Here is a 16,804-nt window from a genome sequence, read left to right on the forward strand (position 1 = left end):
GCGAGGGGGGCTCCACGCCGAGCGGCTCAGGGCACAGACTCCGGGTGCGGGATCCGGGCTCATCACCCGGCGCACGGCCCGGACCGACCGTCCCGGACCGACCGTCCCGGACAGACCGTCCTGGGCGCCCGGCCACACCAGCCGGCACGCCGCCGCCGCTCCCCCGCCCTGAACCGAGGGGGCACCATCAGACACGCGATCGCCGCGGGATTCGTCCTCGTCGTCGGCTGCGCCGTGCTGGCCGGGGCCCGCCGCCCGCCGTCCGACGAACTGCCGCACCCCGTCCACTGGGCGCTGGGCGGCCGCGGCCTCGGCACCGCGGCCACCTGCCTCCTGCTCGGCGGCACCATCTACACGTCGTACACCTACATCGCCGTGCCGGGCCTCATGTTCGGCACCGGCGGGCTGGCCCTGTACGCCCTCGTCTACACCATGCTGCTCTCGCCCCTGATCATGATCCTGCTGCCCCGGCTGCGCGAGATCGGCGCGAAGCACGACCTGATCACCGCCGCCGATTACGTGCGCCTGCGGCACGGCTCCCACCCCCTGGCCCTCGCGACGGCCCTGACCTGCATCCTGGCGACGATGCCCTACCTGGGGCTCCAGGTCGTGGGCATGACCGCCGTGCTGCGCTCCGTCGGCCTGGCCCCCGACTCGGTCGCGGGCTGCGCCGTCCTCGTCGTACTGTTCCTGACCTTCGCCCTGGTGACCCGGCCCGGGGGCCTGCGCGCCTGCGCGCGGATCTCGCTGGTCAAGGCGGTCCTCATCGGCGCCGCCGTCGTCGTGCTGCTCGCGCTCACCCTCGCCCGGCTCGGATCACCGGGGCACATCTTCCAACTCGCGGGCGGGCGCGGCGCGGCGATGGGTGAGTCCTTCGGCGTACCGCCCCAGAACTTCACGGCGTACGCCACCCTCGCCCTCGGGTCCGCGCTCGCCCAGCTCATGTACCCCCAGGTCCTCCTGGTCGCCATGGCCAGCAAGTCGAAGGACACGCTCCGGGCGGCCACCACCTTCCTGCCCGCCTGGAGCATGACGCTCGGCGTCTGGGCCTTCTTCGGGGTCGCCGCGTTCGCCGCGGGGATACGGACGGCGGCCGGCCACGGCGAACTGGCCGTGCCCGCCCTCATCCGCGCACTCGCCCCGGACTGGCTGGCCGGGCTGCTCTTCGGCGCGCTCGCCGTGGCCGGGTTACTGCCCGCCGTGGTCATGGTGATGAGCATGGCGATGCTGTTCGTGCGCAACATCTACGTCGAGTACCTCAACCCCACCGCGACCCCCAAGCACGAGGTGCGCGCCGCCCGCGGGCCCGCTCTCGCGATCATGGCGGGGGCCATCGCCTTCGCGTTGCTCATGAAGCCGCAGGACGCCATCAACCTCCATCTGCTCGGCGGCGTCTGGATCCTGCAGCTGCTGCCCGCCATCGCGGTGTCGCTGTTCACCCGCTGGTTCCACCGCCGCGCGCTGTTCCTCGGCTGGGCGGCGGGCATGGTCTCCGGCACCGGCCTGCTGGGGCTGCGCGGCTTCTCCACCGTGGTCGACATCGGCGTCGGAGCGGTGCACGCGCCGGTGTACGTCGCCGTGATCGCCCTCGCGCTCAACCTCGCCGTCGCCGCCCTGCTCACGCCGCTCTTCGACGCGCTCGGCGTGCCGCGGGGCACAGACGGCACGGCCGGCGGGGCGGCGTTCGAACGCCGCGGCTCCAAGTACGCCTTCGTCGTCGAATGAGTGAGGAACCGACTCCGTGAAACCGCTCCTGCCACGACATAGCGGCCCCCGCCCCTCCCTCGCGGCCGCCGACCAGCCGCCCCGGGACGTCGTGGTCCCGCCGCCCGCCCTTCCGGAGGCGCTCGACGAGGGCGCCACCCTCGACCTGCGCGACGCCGACCGTGAAGTGGCGATCGCCCACATCTTCGACCAGCACTACACCCGGCTGTTGCGCCTCGCGGTGCTCCTCGGAGCCGAACAGGACGCCGAGGACCTGGTCTCGGAGGCGTTCTACCAACTGCACCGCCGATGGGAGAAGTTGAAGACACCCGAGGCGGCCGCGAGCTACCTCCGCTCCATCGTCTGCAATCTGGCCCGGATGCGCATACGCCGCATCAAGGTCGTCCGCCGGCACACCTACCAGGTGCCGGACGAACTGGTCCGCTCCGCCGAGCAACAGGTCCTGCTCAACCACGACCAGCGCGAACTCGTCGCGGCATTGCGTACGCTGTCGTCGCGACAGCGACAGGCCCTCGTGCTGAAGTACTGGCTGGACCTCAAGGAGACCGAGATCGCCGAGACGATGAAGATCTCCGTCGGAGCGGTGAAGTCGCACACGGCCAGGGGCATGACCAAGCTGTCCAGTCTCGTGAAGGGAGCGGACCGATGAGCACGGACACGGAAGACCTGCTGCGCAGCACACTGAGCGACCTCGCCGCGTCGGTGCCGGGCGCCTCGGCGACGTCGTACCGCAAGGAACAGGCCCGCTGGCGCCGCCGGGAGTACCGGCGCCGGTGCGTGGTCGCGGTCCTGGTGCTCCTCATCGTGGCCGTCGTCTGCGCGATCGGCCTGATGACCCTCTCCCACGCCTCGCCGGACACCCACGTCATCTTCAACAACGGCGGCGCCGCCGGCCGGCCCGTGGTCCCCGGCCCCCTCCGCTGAGACGGACCGGGTGCGTCCGCGGACGCACCCGGGGACCGGCGATGACGTCAGTACAGGCCCATCCGGCGCGCGGTTTCCTCTCCGTGGCGCATGCGCTGGTGGGCGGCCTCCCCGAGGGAGGTGAGCACTCCGGCCACGATCGTCTCGATGACGGCGAGGGTGGGGACCAGGCTGTCGTAGGGGGAGGGGGCGGCCACCTGGGAGGGCAGGACCACGTCGGCGTGGGTGGAGGCCGGTGAGAGCCACACGTCGGTGAACAGAATGACCTTGCCGCCCTGGGACCGGACGAGTTCGGCCAGGGCGACCTTGTCCTCCTCGTAGCGCCGGTAGTCGAAGATGACCAGGACGTCGCGGCGGTGGAGAGCCGCCAGGACCGCGGTGCGTTCGACATCGCGGTCGGGCAGGAACCGGACCTCGTCCCGGGTCTGCATCAGGTGCAGTCCGAGGTAGTGGGCGAACACGTTGGTGAAGCGTCCGCCGGCCAGGGTGATGCGCCGTTTGCTGTCGGACAGGAGTTTGATCGCGTGGTCGAAGTCGTGCGGGGGCAGTTCGGTGAGGGTCTGTTGCACCGCGGCGGTGAAGACGTTGCTGCTCTGTTGGAGGAGGGGCAGGTCGTCCGGGGAGCCGTCGCCCTGGGTGCGGCCGTAGTCGGTCGCCTCGTACAGGGACAGTGGTGAGGCGTTGCGTTCGTCGAGTTCGGCCCGCAGGGCGGCTTGGAAGTCGGGGAAGCCGCGGTAGCCGAGCCGGTTGACGAGGCGCAGGACGGTGGGAGCGCTGACGGCTGCCCGTTCTGCGAGGACGGCCATGGTCTCGAATCCCGCTGAGGGGTAGCCGGCGAGCAGCACGCGGGCGACTTTGCGTTCGGCGGGGCTGACGTCGCCCAGCTTGAGGCGGATCTTGTCGGCGAGCGTGCCAGGGGCCATGCGCGGGATCTTCTTTCGCGGGGTCGAGGGGTCGAGGGGCCGAGGGGTCGGGCTGGGCGAGAGAGGGCGGATCGAGCCTACTGCCGGTGTTCGACGAGCGGGGCCGACCGGGGTACGGGACGCAATCAATCCGCCGTGACCGTTATGTGCAGACCGATCAGGGTCTGCGGGGTGGCGCCGTCCCGGGTCCACCCCGTGAAGCCCGGCCGCTTGCCGAAGGTGACCGTGAAGCGGGGTCCGCCTTCGAAGGTGTGGCCGGTCGCGGTGCGCTGGGCACTGGTGGCCGCGAGGGCGCGCGCCGTGCCGAGGAAGGAGGAGGGGACGCCCGCCGGGTTGGCGGCGGAGTGGAAGACGTCGGGGTTCACGGGCACGGGCGAGGCGGAGGACGGTACCAGGGGCCGCTTGCCGGCTGCGGGCTGGACGCGCCAGTGGGTGGGGTCGTAGCGGTCGCCGTCGGTCAGGTAGTCGTATCGCACGCCGTCAAGAGACCACGCCCCGGACGGACCGTGTCCGGCCCGCGCTCGACGCAGGTCCAGGACGGCGACGCCCTGTGGTCCGAGAACGCGTAGCCGCTCGTTCGGCGTGCGGGGTGCCTCCACGATGAGGGCGGTGTTCTCCTCCAGGGCGTAGACGCGGTCGTGACCGGTGTCGGCTGCCAGCCGCATGGCCCTGCCCTCCCGGCCGTAGGCGCCGGTGTGCGTGTCGATCAACCCGGAGCGCACGAAGCCGAAGCCGCCGGCCCGGAGGTAGCCGAGCCGGGAGGGGTCGTCGAAGTAGCCCGGGCTGCTGCCGTCGCGCAGGCCCTCGTACGAGTCGCCTCCGGTCACCATGTCGGCTCCGGCGGCGATCTGCGCTCCCGCGCTGGAGCCTGAGACGACCGCCCCGGCGGCGAGTCCGGCGCGGATCGCGGCCAGGACCTTGGAGTCGGTGTGGGCGGCGCCGTGCAGCAGGGTGGTGATGTAGCGGTACTGGTCGCCGCCACCGAAGAAGAAGCCGGTCATGGAGTTGACCTGCCGGACGACCTCGTCGGAGTCGGCGTTGGCGATGTGGTCGAGGTCGACGGGGATCCACTGGGCGTCGGCGGCGCCGTGCTGCTCGAGCAGGCCGGCGTAGTACGCGCCGTTGCACTCCGAGTTGCTGCACGTGTCCGGGTCGGCGGCGTGCGGGTCCTGGCTGGCGGGAACGGAGGAGGCGGTGATCACTCCGATCTTCGCCGAGGCGCCGCCGGCCCGCTTGATGATCTCGCCGTAGACCTGGGTGTTGTCGGCCTTCAGCCCGCCGCCGACGAGGACCAGGGAGCCCCGGTCGCCTGCGGGGTGCGGGGTGTGGGCGCCGGCCGACGGGGCGAGGGCGAGGGTGAGCAGGAGTGCGGTGCCGCCCGCCAGTGTGGTGCGGCGGGCTCCGGTCGGGACGCGCATGGGGTGCCTCCTGTGGGTGAGGGGTCGGTGGTGGCCGGGACCGCGGCGGGGTGGGCCTGCCGCGGTCCCGGCGTGGCCGGCGGCCGGGTGCGTGGTGGTGGACCGGGCTGCCGGGGCCGGGCCCGTACCGGGCGATGGGCGATGGGCGATGGGCGATGGGCGATGGGCGATGGCGCGATCGCACCGGTACGGGACGGTCGGGGGCGTCAGCCGGTGCGGCTGTCGCCGAGTTCGGCGACGAGGGACGCGAGGAGCGCGACGCGGACGGGGACGGTGGAGGTGTCCAGCCATTCCTCGGGGGTGTGGTCGGCGCCGCCGACCGGGCCGAGCCCGTCCAGGGTGGGCACGCCGATGCCCGCGATGAAGTTGGCGTCCCCCACGCCGCCCGTCGCCGAGCCGCCGAGCGGTGCCCCGAGGTCCGCGGCGATCTTCCTGGCCCGGTCGAACATGCGGCGCGAGGCGGGCGTGTCCTCCATGGGCGGGCACAGGTCCAGCTGCTCGACGGTCGCTGTGGTGCCGGGTACGGCGGGCCGTGCGGCGGCGGCCTCGATCGCGGACCTGGCCGCTCCGATGCCGGCGGCGGTGGCCGAACGCACCTCGACCCGCAGTTCGGCTTCCGGGCAGACGATGTTCGCCCGGGTCCCCGCGCGGACGACGCCGACGTTGACCGTGACGTCGTCCCAGTGGCCGTTGAGGGCCTGGAGGGCGACGATCAGGTGGCCGGCCGCCAGGGCGGCGTTCGCCCCGCGCTCCGGCTCGATGCCGGCGTGCGCCGCCCGGCCGGTGACCGTCACCCGGAAGTCGGCGACGCCCTTGCGGGCGATGACGACGTCGCCGTTCTCCCGCGCGCATTCCAGGGCGAGAGCGAAGTGGGCTCCGCAGGCTGCCGCCTCCGTCACCGGGCGACTCGCGGGTGAGCCGATCTCCTCGTCCGGTGTGGCGAGGAAGACGAGTTCGGCGTACGGCCTCGCTCCGGCCGCGTCGAGGATCTCCAGGGCGCTGAGTCCCGCGAGCAGTCCGCCCTTGTCGTCGCTGACGCCCGGCCCGCGCGCCATGCGGCCGTCGAGTGCGAAGGGCCGCAGTGTGGCGGTGCCGTCCTCGAACACGGTGTCCTGATGGGCGACGAGCAGGACACGCCTGCCCCCTTCGGCGACGGGCAGGTCCCCTCGTTTGCGGGCGAGGACCACGTCGCCGACCGGGTGCCCGTGCGTGGCGGCCGGAGCGATGCGCTCGACCTCGAATCCGAGCCTGCGGAGCCGTTCCCCGGTCCAGTCGGCCATCCGGTTCACGCCCGCGGGGCTGTACGAGCCCGAGTCGATGGCGACCAGGTGGGCCAGGTCGGCCAGGTAGCCCTCCAGGCACGCTTCGGCGTACGGGAGCAGCGCGGTGGGGCGGAGCCGCTCCCGCGAGGGGGCGGTCACAGGACCTTGGAGAGGAACGCGCGGGTGCGCTCCTGCTCGGGCTCGACGAGGACGTGGCGGGGATCGCCGGCTTCGACGACGACGCCGTCGTCCATGAAGACGGCGGTGTCGGCCACTTCGCGGGCGAAGCCGATCTCGTGGGTCACCACGACCATCGTCATGCCCTGGGCGGCGAGCGCGCGCATCACGTCCAGGACGTCGCCGACGAGCTCGGGGTCGAGCGCCGAGGTGGGCTCGTCGAAGAGCATGAGCTTGGGCTCCATGGCCAGAGCTCGGGCGATGGCGACGCGTTGCTGCTGTCCGCCGGAGAGCTGCGCCGGGTAGTGGCCGGCCCGGTCGCCGAGGCCCACCCGCTCCAGCAGGTCGTGGGCGTCGGCCCTGGCCTGCGCCTTGGTGACCCCGCGGACGTTGACCGGGGCCTCCATGACGTTCTCGAGGGCGGTCATGTGGGGGAAGAGGTTGAACCGCTGGAACACCATGCCGATGTCACGGCGTCGCGCGGCGACCTCCCGCTCCCGCAGTTCATGGAGGCGCAGGCCGCTCTGGCGGTAGCCGACCAGCTCGCCGTCGACCGCGAGCTTCCCGCCGTCCACGCGGTCGAGGTGGTTGATGCAGCGCAGGAGCGTGGATTTGCCCGAGCCGGAGGGCCCCAGCAGGCAGCACACCTGGCCGCGTTCGACGGTCAGGTCGATGCCCTTGAGGACTTCGAGCTTCCCGAAGTGTTTGCGTACGCCCTGGGCGTGGACCATGGGGACGTTCACCGGCCTGCCTCCTTGCTGTCCTTCTTCGCACGGTCCTGAGCCGAACGCACGGGTCGGCTGACGGCTCCGGCGAACATGCGGCGCATCGGCGAGGTGTGACCGTCGCGCCCGGTGCCCCGGCCGTACCGGCGCTCCAGCCACGTCTGCGGGATGCTGAGCAGGGTGACCAGGGCGAGGTACCAGAGGCTGGCGACCACGAGCATGGGGATGACCTGGTAGTTCTGCGCGTACACGTCCTGGATGTTGGACATGAGGTCGTGTGCGGAGATGATCGACACCAGGGCCGTCATCTTGAGCATGTTGATCGATTCGTTGCCCATCGGGGGGATGATCACCCGCATGGCCTGGGGCAGGACGATCCGCCGCATCGTCAGGGCCGGCCGCATGCCGAGGGAGTGGGCGGCCTCGGTCTGGCCGGGGTCCACCGACTGGATACCGGCCCGGACGATTTCCGAGGCGTAGGCGGCCTCGTTGAGTCCGAGCGCCAGCAGCGCGGCGACGGCGGGGGTGAGCAGGGAGTTCGTCTCGATCCGGAAGAAGGTGACGTCGGTGAACGGGATGCCGATCAGCACGTACTTGTAGAGGGCCGCGGCGTACCCCCAGAAGATGATCTGGACCAGCAGGGGTGTGCCCCGGAAGAACCAGACGAAGAGGGAGGACATCCCGTACAGCACGGGATTGGTCGACAGGCGCATCACCGCGACGAGCGTGCCCAGGACGAGTCCGAGAGCCATCGCCGCCGCGGTGAGCCACAGGGTGGTGACCAGCCCCGAGAAGATCAGATCGGCGAAGAGGTAGTGGCCGATGATCTCCCAGTGGAGATTGCCGTTCTTCGCCAGCGATCCGGCGACGCCGACCAGGGCGGCGACCGCCGCGAGGGCCGTGATCCAGCGGCCGTAGTGGCGCAGCGGGACGACCGTGAGCTGCTCGGGCACCGTGCGGTCGGTGTCCGCGGGAGCCGTGGTGGTGGTCATCTCTAGTCCACCGCCGCGTTCTTGGTGGCCTCCTTGACGGCGATGGAGGCGACGCCGTACTTGTCGAAGATCTTGGTGACGGTTCCGTCGTCGATCAGGGCCTGCAACGCCTTCTGGATCGCGTCACCGAGCTGCGGCAGCCGCTTGGACACGGCGATCCCGTTGGGTGAGGCCCCGTAGCCGCCCGCGGCGGCCGGGTCGTCGACGACTTCGAAGGCATTGCCGCTGTCCGCGGTCTTGGCGGTCCAGCCCGCGGCGGGCTTCGTCTGCACCTGGGCGGCCACCTTGTCGGAGCGCAGGGCGAGCTGGGCGTCGGAGTCCTTGGGGAAGGTCTGGATGTCGATCTCGGCCTTGCCCGCCGCCTTGCACTTCGTCTGGTGTTCCTTGAGCAGGTCCAGCTGGTTGGTCGCCGCCTGTACCGCGGCCTTCTTGCCGCACAGGTCGTCCAGGGTCGATATCTTCTCGGGGTTTCCCTTGACGACCATGATCCCGGAGCCGGAGACGGAGTAGTCGACGAAGTCGACGACCGCCTGCCTCTCCTTGTTGTCGGTCATGGCCGACATCGCCGCGTCGAACTTTCCGGCCTGGATGGCGGGCACGATGCCGTCGAACTTCTGCGGCGCGAAGGCGAACTTCACGCCCAGCTTCGCGCCCAGCGCCTGACCCAGGTCGTAGTCGAGACCGGTCAGTTCGGGCTTGCCTTCGGTCACGAACATCTCGAAGGGCGCGTACGGAACGTCGGTGGCCACGCGCACCACACCCGCCTCCCTGATCTCCCCGGGCAGGGCGGCGTGGAGCGCCGCGTCCTTGACGATCGTGACGCCCGCGACGGTGACGGGCGCGGTCGCCCCGGCGGCCCCGTCGGACGCGTCGTCCCCGCAGGCCGAGATCGTCATGAGGATCGCCGCGGGCAGCGCAAAGGCCGTCGACACGCGGCGGAGGGACAGGGTTGGCATCACAGGTAGCCCTCTCGGAGGTCTGTCGGCGATGGCTCCGTACGGCACCGCCCGACTGCCGAAAAATTACATGCCACCCATGCAGCTGACTAGATGTAACGCATATTTCATATCGGTAACGCCGAGAGCGAAGGCCCGCCCGCCTGGCACTTGCACGGCTTTCGACTGCTCCGACGGCAGTCCGGCCCCGCGGGGAACAGCATCCTTGCGTTACATCTTCCGCTCAGTGCGAGCCATCTGTACCTTCCGTTCCTACGCCCGCTCTCGGTGACCGCGGCCCCCCAACGCTCCGCACGGAGGATCCATGAACGCGCTCCCCCACCCCACGTCCCCCGCGACGGCCACCCCCTCCCCGATGCCACGCCGGCCCGTACGCCGTCTCGCCGCCTGCGTCACGGCCGCTCTGGCCCTCCTCGCCGGCGGGTTGGCCCAGGCGACCCCGGCCGAAGCCGCTGCCACCCGCATCCGCCTGGGCAGCTCCGCGGATGCCGGCCGATCCGGCTGGGCGGGCCCCGCCTTCACGATGAACGGGTCCGGTGGCATCGTCCCCGCATCCATGACCAAGGCCGTCGACGCCATCCGCGGCGGTACCGGTTCGCTCGACGTGGTGGTGCTCGCGGCATCGACACCGGGATCCGGCAGCAGAACCCCCGAGTGCGATGCGGTGATGCGCCTGAGCGGTGTCAACTCCTGCACCACGTGGACCCTGACCAAGGCGAGCGACGGCAACAACACGCAGGTCAACACCGACATCCGCAACGCCGAGTTCGTCTACTTCGCCGGTGGCGACCAGTGCAAGTACGCCGCCTGGAAGTCCACTGCGCTCCGCGCCTCCGTCCAGTCGGTCGTGGCCAAGGGCGGCGGCTCCGGCGGAGGCAGCGCCGGCCACCACATCAACAGCTCCGTCGTCTACGACGCATGCCGGGGCAGCATCACCTCCGCCGAGGCCCTGGCCGACCCCTACGACGCGTACGCCACGTTCACCACCGGCATGTTCGACTGGCCGCACTACGCCGCCACCATCAACGACTCCCACTTCGTCACCCGCGACCGCATGGGCCGAACCATGGCCTTCGTCGCACGTGCGCTCGAAGACGGACTCACCCCTGGCGGAAAAGCCTGGGGCGTCGGCGTCGAGGAAGGCGGCTCCCTCTTCATCGACAAGAACGGCCTGGCCACCCTCTACGGCGCCGACGCCTACGTCGTACTCGGCGACCACCGGCCCGAAAGAGCCCGCCCGGGGCAGCCGCTCACCTACTCCGACTACAAGATCTGGCGACTGACCTCCGGCCGGACCTTCGACTTCGCCAACCGCCCCACCTGCGGCTACTACCTCAAGAGCGTCACCGACGGCGTCACCGACCCCGACCCCTACAACGGCACGCCCGTCACCGGCTGCTGAACGGTGCGGTCGAAGGCCCGGCGACGGGCGCCTGGCTGCCCCTAGCGGTTCGGTTGCCTGCGAGGGGATGAGAGGTGCCCCAGGAGGCGGTCGAGCAGCGCCGCCATCTCGGCGGCAGGATCCGCGGCAGGCGGAAGACGCGGCGGGCTGCCGGATACCGCGCGCGATGCGAAGCCGGTGGCCATGTGGGGCAGGCGGGCGTCGACGACGTGCACGTCACGGCGTCGGACTTCGCGGGAGACCACTGCGAGCCAGCAGGACAGCGCCGACTTGGAGGCCGCGTAGTCGGCGGTTCCCGTCAGTGGTGCCCCGACAATGGCGCCCGTGATCGCTGCGAGGAACCCCCCGTCGCGGACCACCGGGATCGCGCCCCGGAGGACGGCCATCGGGCACAGCGCGTTGACGGTCATCAGGTGCTCGGCGACGGCGTCCGGTGTGGAGTCCGCCGTCCCGAACGCAGGAACGCCGACGGCGACCAGCACTCCGTCGAGTCCGCCGAGAGCGGCAGCCGCCCGGGGTGCCGCCCCGGCGCAGCCATCCAGGTCGTAGGCGTCGATCGGGAAGGCCGGGCAGCCGGTACGCGCGGCCAGGGAGGCCAGCCGGGCGGGGTCCCGCCCGGCCACGGCGAGCTCGGACCCGCGGGTCAGCAGGCCGTCGACGGCGTGCGTGCCAAGCTCGCCCGTGGCTCCGACCACCAGGACCCGGTGCACGACCTACCGCCCGGGCAGTTGAGCCTGCCGGGAGCCGCCGACCCGGCCCTGGCCCGTGGCGCCGGCGCCTGCGTGGCGTTGCTTCCAGTACGGGTTGTCATGAGGAAGGCCTCCGCTGACCCGGCCGTACATGCCGAAGGTCATGATGAGCAGCCCCATGAGGAAGCTGAAGATCACGTTCGTCATGCCGAAGTCGAGGACGTTACCCGGACGGCCGATGAGAAACAGGTGGACGAAGCCGCTCAGCACGAACAGCACCCCCACGGCGATGTTGACGCTCGAAGCGACGTTTCCGCCGATCAGGGCCGCGACGAAGAGAAGCAGGCCGACGATCACGGAGATGGCGCTCAGCAGGCCGTTCGTGGACATCCCGGCGATGCTGCCGGCGGTGTCGAAGGAGGAGAGGCTGTCGGCGAAACCGAGGCAGCCGAAAAGCAGGAGGAGGAGCCCGCACGCCGCGGCACCGATGCGGTAGACGCGGTTGAGGGGATGGTCGACCGGCAGTTCGTCTCGCAGGTTCATCGTCACTCCCGTGGATCGTCGCTGCACGCGTCCGGAGAACTCGAGCGTGACCGGTGGGGGACGATGACGAAAGTCGCATTGTTTCTGCAACGAATCGGGCGAAACACCGGGCGCCCGCGGCAAGGGCCGGACGTCACCTGCCGGGCAGGTTGATGTCGCAGGCGTCGACCAGCTGGTTCTCCCAGGCGGGCTCGTCCGGCAGGCCGCCGCCGGGCGGCGGCGCCCATCCGAGAACCGTCGCCGCGCAGGCTGTGGTGAGACGGTGCCACAGGCCCGCGTCGCGGAGCATGGCGTGCCGCCCGCGGTGCATGCGGATGCCGCGGACCCGGGCCCCGGCCGCGCGGGCGCGGCCGAGGTAGTTCCAGGTGTCTGCGGCGGAGGTGATCCGGTCGGTCTCGTCGTGGAGGGCCATGACCGTGCGGCCTGCAAGATGCCCGACGGGGTCGCCGGGCGGGCACCAGGGTGCCAGGGCGACGACGCCCCGGACGTGCGCGTCGTCCGCGACGCGCAGTGCCGCTCGGGCCCCCATGGAATGCCCGATCAGGACCACGGGAAGCGGCCCCGCGAGGTCCCGGAGCTCCTCCAGGGCGCGTCTGGCGTCCTGGACGGGGTCGGCCCGGTGCCCGTTCCAGCCGCGCACCCTGTACCGGACGGACGCCACCAGGACGTCCGCAAGGACGGGGTCCCGGTCCATCGCTCGGGCGAACGGCCTCATCCGCAGGCCGGGCAGGTTGAACAGGGGCGGGGGTGTGAGGGAGTCGGCGCGGCCACCGTGCAGGACGAGCACCGCCCCGGTTGCGGGCAGGAACGGCGGCTGCGGCAGCTCGAGAGCACGATGGCCCCGCGCGCTGCCGGAGTCGTTCACCGGTTCCCCCCGGGCCTGACCGGAGCGGTCTTCTTGGGGGGCAGCGGCACGAATCCGCTGGTGCGGGCGGCGTATTCGGCGTAGCCGGGACGGCCTGCCATGTGTTTCTCCAGGAGGCGCTTGCCGCTGCCGACGGTGAGCAGCAGGGTCATGAGGACCGGCGAGACCAGCACGGCGAGGGCCGGCTGCCAGGCGGTGCAGGCGATCAGGTACAGGCCCCACCAGACGAGGCTGTCCCCGAAGTAGTTGGGGTGGCGGGTCCAGGCCCACAGGCCCCGGTCCATGATCCGTCCCCGGTTGGCCGGATCCTCCTTGAACCGTGCCAGCTGATGGTCGCCGACGGCCTCGAAGCCGACGCCGAGCGCCCACACCGCGATACCGCAGAAGGCCAGGAGGTCGGGCGGTGAGGAGCTGTAGGAGGCGGCTTGGACGGGCAGGGAGATCAGCCAGACGAGGGCGGCCTGGCCGAGGTAGACGGTGCGCAGCGCGTACAGGGTCCGGTTGCCGCGGGCCTTGTCGAGGAGGGCGGTGTAGCGCGGGTCTTCGCCGTGGCCGTGGGAGCGCCTGGCGATGTGCGCCGAGAGCCGCAGCCCCCATACGACCGTCGCCGCGGCGACGAGCAGTCGGCGGCCGTCGTCGCCGTGTCCGTCGGAGAGCAGCCAGGTGACGACTGCGACGGCGCTGAAGGCGATGCCCCAGGCGATGTCGACGATGCGGTGGAGGCCGAGGCGCACGGCGACGGCGAACGTGGCCAGGAGCACCACCCCGGCCGTCGCCGCGGTGACGCCCAGGTTGGTGGCGAGGTGTGCCCAGTCGGTCCCGTTCACGACGGGCTCACCGGGGTGTACCAGGAGGTGGGGGTGGCCGGCATGGCTGCTGTCCCTTCGCGAGTGGGTCGCACGGCGAGGATCTGGTCGACGCCCATGCGGCGCTCGGCGAAGGCGAGCGATGCTCCGGCGAGGTAGAGGCGCCAGACCCGGCCGGTGGTCTCCCCGACGAGGGCTTCGACGTCGCCCCACCGCTGTTCGAGGGTGTCGCGCCAGGCGTCGATGGTGGCCGTGTAGTGCTCGCGGAGGGATTCGGTGGAGCGGACCTCCAGGCCCGCGTCCTCCAGCAGGTCCACGGTGCGGCCGACGGGGCGCATGTGCATGTCGGGGGCGATGTACGTCTCGATGAAGGCCCCGCCTCCGGGTGCGTGGGCTCCGCGGGACATCTGCTGGATCAGGAGCCGTCCCTCGGGGCGCAGCGCGTCGTGGAGCTTGGCGGTGAAGGCCGGGTATTCGGCGTCGCCGACGTGTTCGCCCATCTCGATCGCGGCGGCCGCGTCGTAGCCGCCGCCGTCGATGTGCCGCCAGTGCCGCAACTGGACGTCCACGAGATCGGCCACGCCTTCGCGTGCGGCCCGGTCGGCGACGAAGTCGCGCTGTGCGCGGGACAGGGTGACGGCGGTGACGCGCGCCTTGTGTTCCCGGGCGGCGTGCAGGGTGAGGGAGCCCCAGCCGCAGCCCACGTCGAGGAGCCTGTCGCCGGCCCGCAGCCCGAGCTTGCGGCAGGTCAGTTCGAGTTTGTCCCGCTGGGCGTCGGCGAGCGTGTAGGTGGGGTCGTCGGGGCGTGTCCAGTAGGCGCAGGAGTAGGCCATCGAGGCGTCGAGCAGGAGGGCGTAGAAGTCGTTCGAGAGGTCGTAGTGGTGGCTGATCGCGGCCCGGTCGCGGGAGGCGCTGTGCAGGGGGCCGGTCAGGCGAGCGCGCCCGTCGGGGCGCCGCGGGGGCGGCCCGGCCGCGCCCAGCCGTATGGCGAGGGCGGCGGCGGAGGCGAGCGCGGCCGGCCCGGGACGCTGTGCGGGCCGGTGGCGCACGCTCCGGCCGGCCCGTGAGAGGGCCTCGGCGAGGTCCCCGTCGACGTCCAGGTCGCCGGTGACGTAGGCCTCGGCGAGGCCGAGTTCGCCGGGCTGCCACAGCAGGCGGCGCAGGGCGTCGGGTGAGCGGAGCGTGATGAGGGGCGCGTCCGCGGGGCCGGCCTGGCTGCCGTCCCAGGCGCGGATGCGTACGGGGAGGGGGCCGGGGAGGAAGAGGCCGAGGAGGCGGGCGAGACGGTCTGCGGTGTGCCTCATGGGCGGGTCCCTTCGGTGAGGAGCAGCTGGCGCACGTCGAGGTAGCGGGAGCGGAAGCCGGCTTCCGAGTAGGCGAGGTAGAACTCCCACATGCGCTGGAAGACGGCGTCGAAGCCGAGGGTGGTGACGTGGTCGCGGCGGGCGGTGAACCGCTCGCGCCACAGACGGAGGGTCTCGGCGTAGTGCTCGCCGAAGCCGTGGTCGGCGACCGTGGCCAGTCCGGCGGCGGCGGAGTGTTCGGCGATGGCCTGCCGGGAGGGGATCAGGCCGCCGGGGAAGACGTACTTGCTGATGAAGGTGTGGGTGGCGGAGGTGTGGAGCATCCGCTGGTGGCCCATGGTGATGGCCTGCAGGGCGATCCGGCCGCCGGGGGCGAGCGCGCGTCGCAGCGCGGTGAAGTAGGTGGGCCAGTACTCGGCGCCGACCGCTTCGATCATCTCGACGCTGATCACGGCGTCGTAGCGGCCCTGGATGTCGCGGTAGTCCCGCAGCTGGACCTCCACCCGGTCGCTCAGGCCTGCCGCCGCGATCCGTTTCCGGGCCAGGTCGGCCTGTTCGGCGGAGAGGGTCAAGGTGGTGACGCGGGCGCCGCGGGCAGCGGCCCGCAGGGCGAGTTCGCCCCAGCCGGTACCGATCTCCAACAGCCGGGTGCCTTCGCCGACGTCGGCGAGGTCCAGGAGCCGGTCGATCTTGGCGTGCTGGGCGGAGGGCAGGGACTCGAAGCGGGCGGGGAAGGCCGGGAAGAGGGCGGAGGAGTAGGTGAGGGTCGGGTCGAGGAACGCGGAGAACAGGTCGTTGGACAGGTCGTAGTGGGCCTGGATGTTGTCGCGCGCCCCTGAACGGGTGTTCCGGTCGGCGGCGGGACGGGTGGGCGCCCACCGGCCGCGGAGGCGGCGCAGCGGGGCGGGGACCAGTTCGTCGACGTGGCCGGCGAGGACGGTCAGGACGCCGGCCAGGTCTTCGCTGTCCCATTCACCGGCCATGTAGGACTCGCCGAAGCCGATCAGACCATGGCGGCCGATGCGCCCGTGGAACGCGTCCGGGTCGTGGATGACCAGCCGCGGCCGGACGGCCGACGGGCGGGCGCCGGCCGCGGGTCCGGTCAGGTTCAGCTTGGCCAGTGCCCGCTCCACCAGATGTCCGGCGACGGCGGTGCGGGCGCGTGCGGTCGGCGGGAGCCGGGCCACGTCCGGCCATCGGGCGGCGTCGACGTCCGCGCGGCGGACGGCGGGCACGGTGGTCGGGGGCCGGCTGCCCTGCGTCGGCTGCGAAGGGGTCCTGGCGGTACGGGCGGCGTGCGGAGAGCGGTCCTGGGAGGCGAGGGCGGGGCGGGTCACGGCAGCATGCCTTTCTGCGGGGCCCGGCAAGGGCGGGGCTGGACGGGAAGGCCGCGGAGCAGCAGGTGGATGCCGTGGCGGCGGATGCCGGCCCAGACCGCTGCGGTCGACCAGGGTTTGCGGGCGGCGGCTGACAGCAGCGCGGCCGCGGTGGCGGGCCGGCGGCGGCCCCGGACCACCGCGGTGAACACGCGTCCGCCGTCGCCTTCCAGGTGGACGGTCAGGGCCAGGCGTTCACCGGGCGGTGCCAGCCGCATCCGGTAGCGGCCTTCGACGGCGAAGAAGGGCGAGACGTAGAACGTCTTGTCCACCACCGATTCGCCGGCCGCGTCCGGCCGCAGCAGGTAGCAGTGGCGCTGCCCGTAGGTGTTGTGGACCTCCGCGACGACGCACACCTGGGCGCCGTGGGCGTCGTGGCACCAGTACACGGTCAGCGGGTTGAAGACGTACCCGAAGACGCGGGCGTGCGCCAGCATCACCACACGCCCACCCTCCAGGTCGATGCCCTGGCCGGCGAGGAAGGCGTCGAGTCCCTCCCGGATGGAGCCCGCGGTGCCGGTGAAGTGGTCGCGGGCGTCGAAGCGGGCGAGGGGACGCAGCGCGAGGGGCAGTACCGGCAGCCGGTCGAGGTCCACGCACCACAGGTAGGTGCGGTGGCGCAGAACGTGCCGCAGGGGCGTGCGGCGGACGTGGGTGATCTCGCACGCGTACAGCGACGCGGTGCTCTGCGTGCCCACGCGATGACCGGACATGACG

17 protein-coding genes are annotated in these 16,804 nt (G+C 71.8%); 4 read left to right on the plus strand and 13 right to left on the minus strand.

Annotated elements, in window-relative coordinates; translation table 11 throughout:
* Positions 1–234 precede the first annotated feature (234 nt).
* The 3 genes from ACFYP3_RS23160 to ACFYP3_RS23170 are packed head-to-tail and all read left to right on the plus strand — an operon-like array spanning position 235 to position 2,649.
* A complete protein-coding gene (locus tag ACFYP3_RS23160; protein WP_388835583.1) occupies positions 235–1,725 on the plus strand; it encodes a sodium:solute symporter in 1,491 nt (496 codons plus the stop codon).
* A gap of 16 nt (positions 1,726–1,741) precedes the next feature.
* On the plus strand, positions 1,742–2,374 hold the full coding sequence (locus tag ACFYP3_RS23165) for an RNA polymerase sigma factor (protein ID WP_388835586.1): 633 nt from the start codon (positions 1,742–1,744) through the stop codon (positions 2,372–2,374).
* Positions 2,371–2,649 (plus strand): hypothetical protein, encoded by a 279-nt coding sequence (locus ACFYP3_RS23170; RefSeq protein WP_388835589.1) that lies wholly within the window; start codon positions 2,371–2,373, stop codon positions 2,647–2,649. Before ACFYP3_RS23165 ends, ACFYP3_RS23170 begins: the two co-directional genes overlap by 4 nt.
* A gap of 47 nt (positions 2,650–2,696) precedes the next feature.
* Here ACFYP3_RS23170 and ACFYP3_RS23175 read toward each other — a convergent pair whose 3' ends face one another.
* The 6 genes from ACFYP3_RS23175 to ACFYP3_RS23200 form a co-directional block, all read right to left on the minus strand.
* Positions 2,697–3,572 carry a MurR/RpiR family transcriptional regulator gene (locus ACFYP3_RS23175; protein ID WP_388835592.1) on the minus strand — a complete coding sequence of 292 codons (876 nt, stop codon included), beginning with the start codon at positions 3,570–3,572 and terminating at the stop codon, positions 2,697–2,699.
* Between the two features lie 125 nt (positions 3,573–3,697).
* The gene (locus ACFYP3_RS23180; protein WP_388835595.1) at positions 3,698–4,990 is read right to left on the minus strand and encodes a cyanophycinase; all 1,293 of its coding nucleotides are present in this window, start codon (positions 4,988–4,990) and stop codon (positions 3,698–3,700) included.
* 206 nt (positions 4,991–5,196) lie between these two features.
* Positions 5,197–6,411 (minus strand): M20 family metallopeptidase, encoded by a 1,215-nt coding sequence (locus ACFYP3_RS23185; protein WP_388835598.1) that lies wholly within the window; start codon positions 6,409–6,411, stop codon positions 5,197–5,199.
* Complete coding sequence (locus ACFYP3_RS23190) at positions 6,408–7,160, minus strand: amino acid ABC transporter ATP-binding protein (protein ID WP_388835748.1); 753 nt, start codon at positions 7,158–7,160, stop codon at positions 6,408–6,410. The genes ACFYP3_RS23185 and ACFYP3_RS23190 overlap by 4 nt, the downstream gene beginning before the upstream one ends.
* Positions 7,161–7,168: 8 nt before the next feature.
* A complete protein-coding gene (locus ACFYP3_RS23195) occupies positions 7,169–8,146 on the minus strand; it encodes an amino acid ABC transporter permease (RefSeq protein ID WP_388835601.1) in 978 nt (325 codons plus the stop codon).
* Positions 8,147–8,148: 2 nt separating this feature from the next.
* A complete protein-coding gene (locus ACFYP3_RS23200) occupies positions 8,149–9,078 on the minus strand; it encodes an ABC transporter substrate-binding protein (protein ID WP_388835603.1) in 930 nt (309 codons plus the stop codon).
* A gap of 328 nt (positions 9,079–9,406) precedes the next feature.
* On the opposite strand from ACFYP3_RS23200, the gene ACFYP3_RS23205 reads away from it, so the two are divergent.
* Positions 9,407–10,504: a hypothetical protein gene (locus ACFYP3_RS23205; RefSeq protein WP_388835606.1), complete on the plus strand. Its 1,098-nt coding sequence runs from the start codon at positions 9,407–9,409 to the stop codon at positions 10,502–10,504.
* Positions 10,505–10,545: 41 nt separating this feature from the next.
* Here the strand turns inward: ACFYP3_RS23205 and ACFYP3_RS23210 are convergent, their stop codons facing one another.
* From ACFYP3_RS23210 to ACFYP3_RS23240, 7 genes are all read right to left on the minus strand, one after another.
* Complete coding sequence (locus ACFYP3_RS23210) at positions 10,546–11,214, minus strand: SDR family NAD(P)-dependent oxidoreductase (RefSeq protein ID WP_388835609.1); 669 nt, start codon at positions 11,212–11,214, stop codon at positions 10,546–10,548.
* A 3-nt stretch (positions 11,215–11,217) separates the two neighbouring features.
* Complete coding sequence (locus tag ACFYP3_RS23215) at positions 11,218–11,736, minus strand: DUF4383 domain-containing protein (RefSeq protein ID WP_388835612.1); 519 nt, start codon at positions 11,734–11,736, stop codon at positions 11,218–11,220.
* Positions 11,737–11,869: 133 nt separating this feature from the next.
* Complete coding sequence (locus ACFYP3_RS23220) at positions 11,870–12,601, minus strand: alpha/beta fold hydrolase (RefSeq protein WP_388835615.1); 732 nt, start codon at positions 12,599–12,601, stop codon at positions 11,870–11,872.
* Positions 12,598–13,428, minus strand: coding sequence for a DUF1295 domain-containing protein (locus ACFYP3_RS23225; protein WP_388835618.1), 831 nt, complete (start codon positions 13,426–13,428; stop codon positions 12,598–12,600). Before ACFYP3_RS23225 ends, ACFYP3_RS23220 begins: the two co-directional genes overlap by 4 nt.
* The gene (locus ACFYP3_RS23230; RefSeq protein WP_388835620.1) at positions 13,425–14,711 is read right to left on the minus strand and encodes a class I SAM-dependent methyltransferase; all 1,287 of its coding nucleotides are present in this window, start codon (positions 14,709–14,711) and stop codon (positions 13,425–13,427) included. Before ACFYP3_RS23230 ends, ACFYP3_RS23225 begins: the two co-directional genes overlap by 4 nt.
* Complete coding sequence (locus ACFYP3_RS23235) at positions 14,708–16,048, minus strand: class I SAM-dependent methyltransferase (protein ID WP_388835622.1); 1,341 nt, start codon at positions 16,046–16,048, stop codon at positions 14,708–14,710. Before ACFYP3_RS23235 ends, ACFYP3_RS23230 begins: the two co-directional genes overlap by 4 nt.
* Positions 16,045–16,800, minus strand: coding sequence for a DUF1365 domain-containing protein (locus ACFYP3_RS23240; protein ID WP_388835625.1), 756 nt, complete (start codon positions 16,798–16,800; stop codon positions 16,045–16,047). The genes ACFYP3_RS23235 and ACFYP3_RS23240 overlap by 4 nt, the downstream gene beginning before the upstream one ends.
* Positions 16,801–16,804 lie beyond the last annotated feature (4 nt).

The sequence above is a fragment of the Streptomyces sp. NPDC005533 genome, from assembly GCF_042871845.1.
In the GTDB taxonomy this organism is placed as follows: domain Bacteria; phylum Actinomycetota; class Actinomycetes; order Streptomycetales; family Streptomycetaceae; genus Streptomyces.

Bases quoted from the DNA above. Each gene is read 5' to 3' on its own strand.
- ACFYP3_RS23170 (WP_388835589.1), top strand. From the start codon at position 2,371: ATGAGCACGGACACGGAAGACCTGCTGCGCAGCACACTGAGCGACCTC.
- ACFYP3_RS23215 (WP_388835612.1), bottom strand. From the start codon at position 11,736: ATGAACCTGCGAGACGAACTGCCGGTCGACCATCCCCTCAACCGCGTC.
- ACFYP3_RS23240 (WP_388835625.1), bottom strand. From the start codon at position 16,800: ATGTCCGGTCATCGCGTGGGCACGCAGAGCACCGCGTCGCTGTACGCG.
- ACFYP3_RS23175 (WP_388835592.1), bottom strand. From the start codon at position 3,572: ATGGCCCCTGGCACGCTCGCCGACAAGATCCGCCTCAAGCTGGGCGAC.
- ACFYP3_RS23205 (WP_388835606.1), top strand. From the start codon at position 9,407: ATGAACGCGCTCCCCCACCCCACGTCCCCCGCGACGGCCACCCCCTCC.
- ACFYP3_RS23195 (WP_388835601.1), bottom strand. From the start codon at position 8,146: ATGACCACCACCACGGCTCCCGCGGACACCGACCGCACGGTGCCCGAG.
- ACFYP3_RS23190 (WP_388835748.1), bottom strand. From the start codon at position 7,160: ATGGTCCACGCCCAGGGCGTACGCAAACACTTCGGGAAGCTCGAAGTC.
- ACFYP3_RS23230 (WP_388835620.1), bottom strand. From the start codon at position 14,711: ATGAGGCACACCGCAGACCGTCTCGCCCGCCTCCTCGGCCTCTTCCTC.
- ACFYP3_RS23180 (WP_388835595.1), bottom strand. From the start codon at position 4,990: ATGCGCGTCCCGACCGGAGCCCGCCGCACCACACTGGCGGGCGGCACC.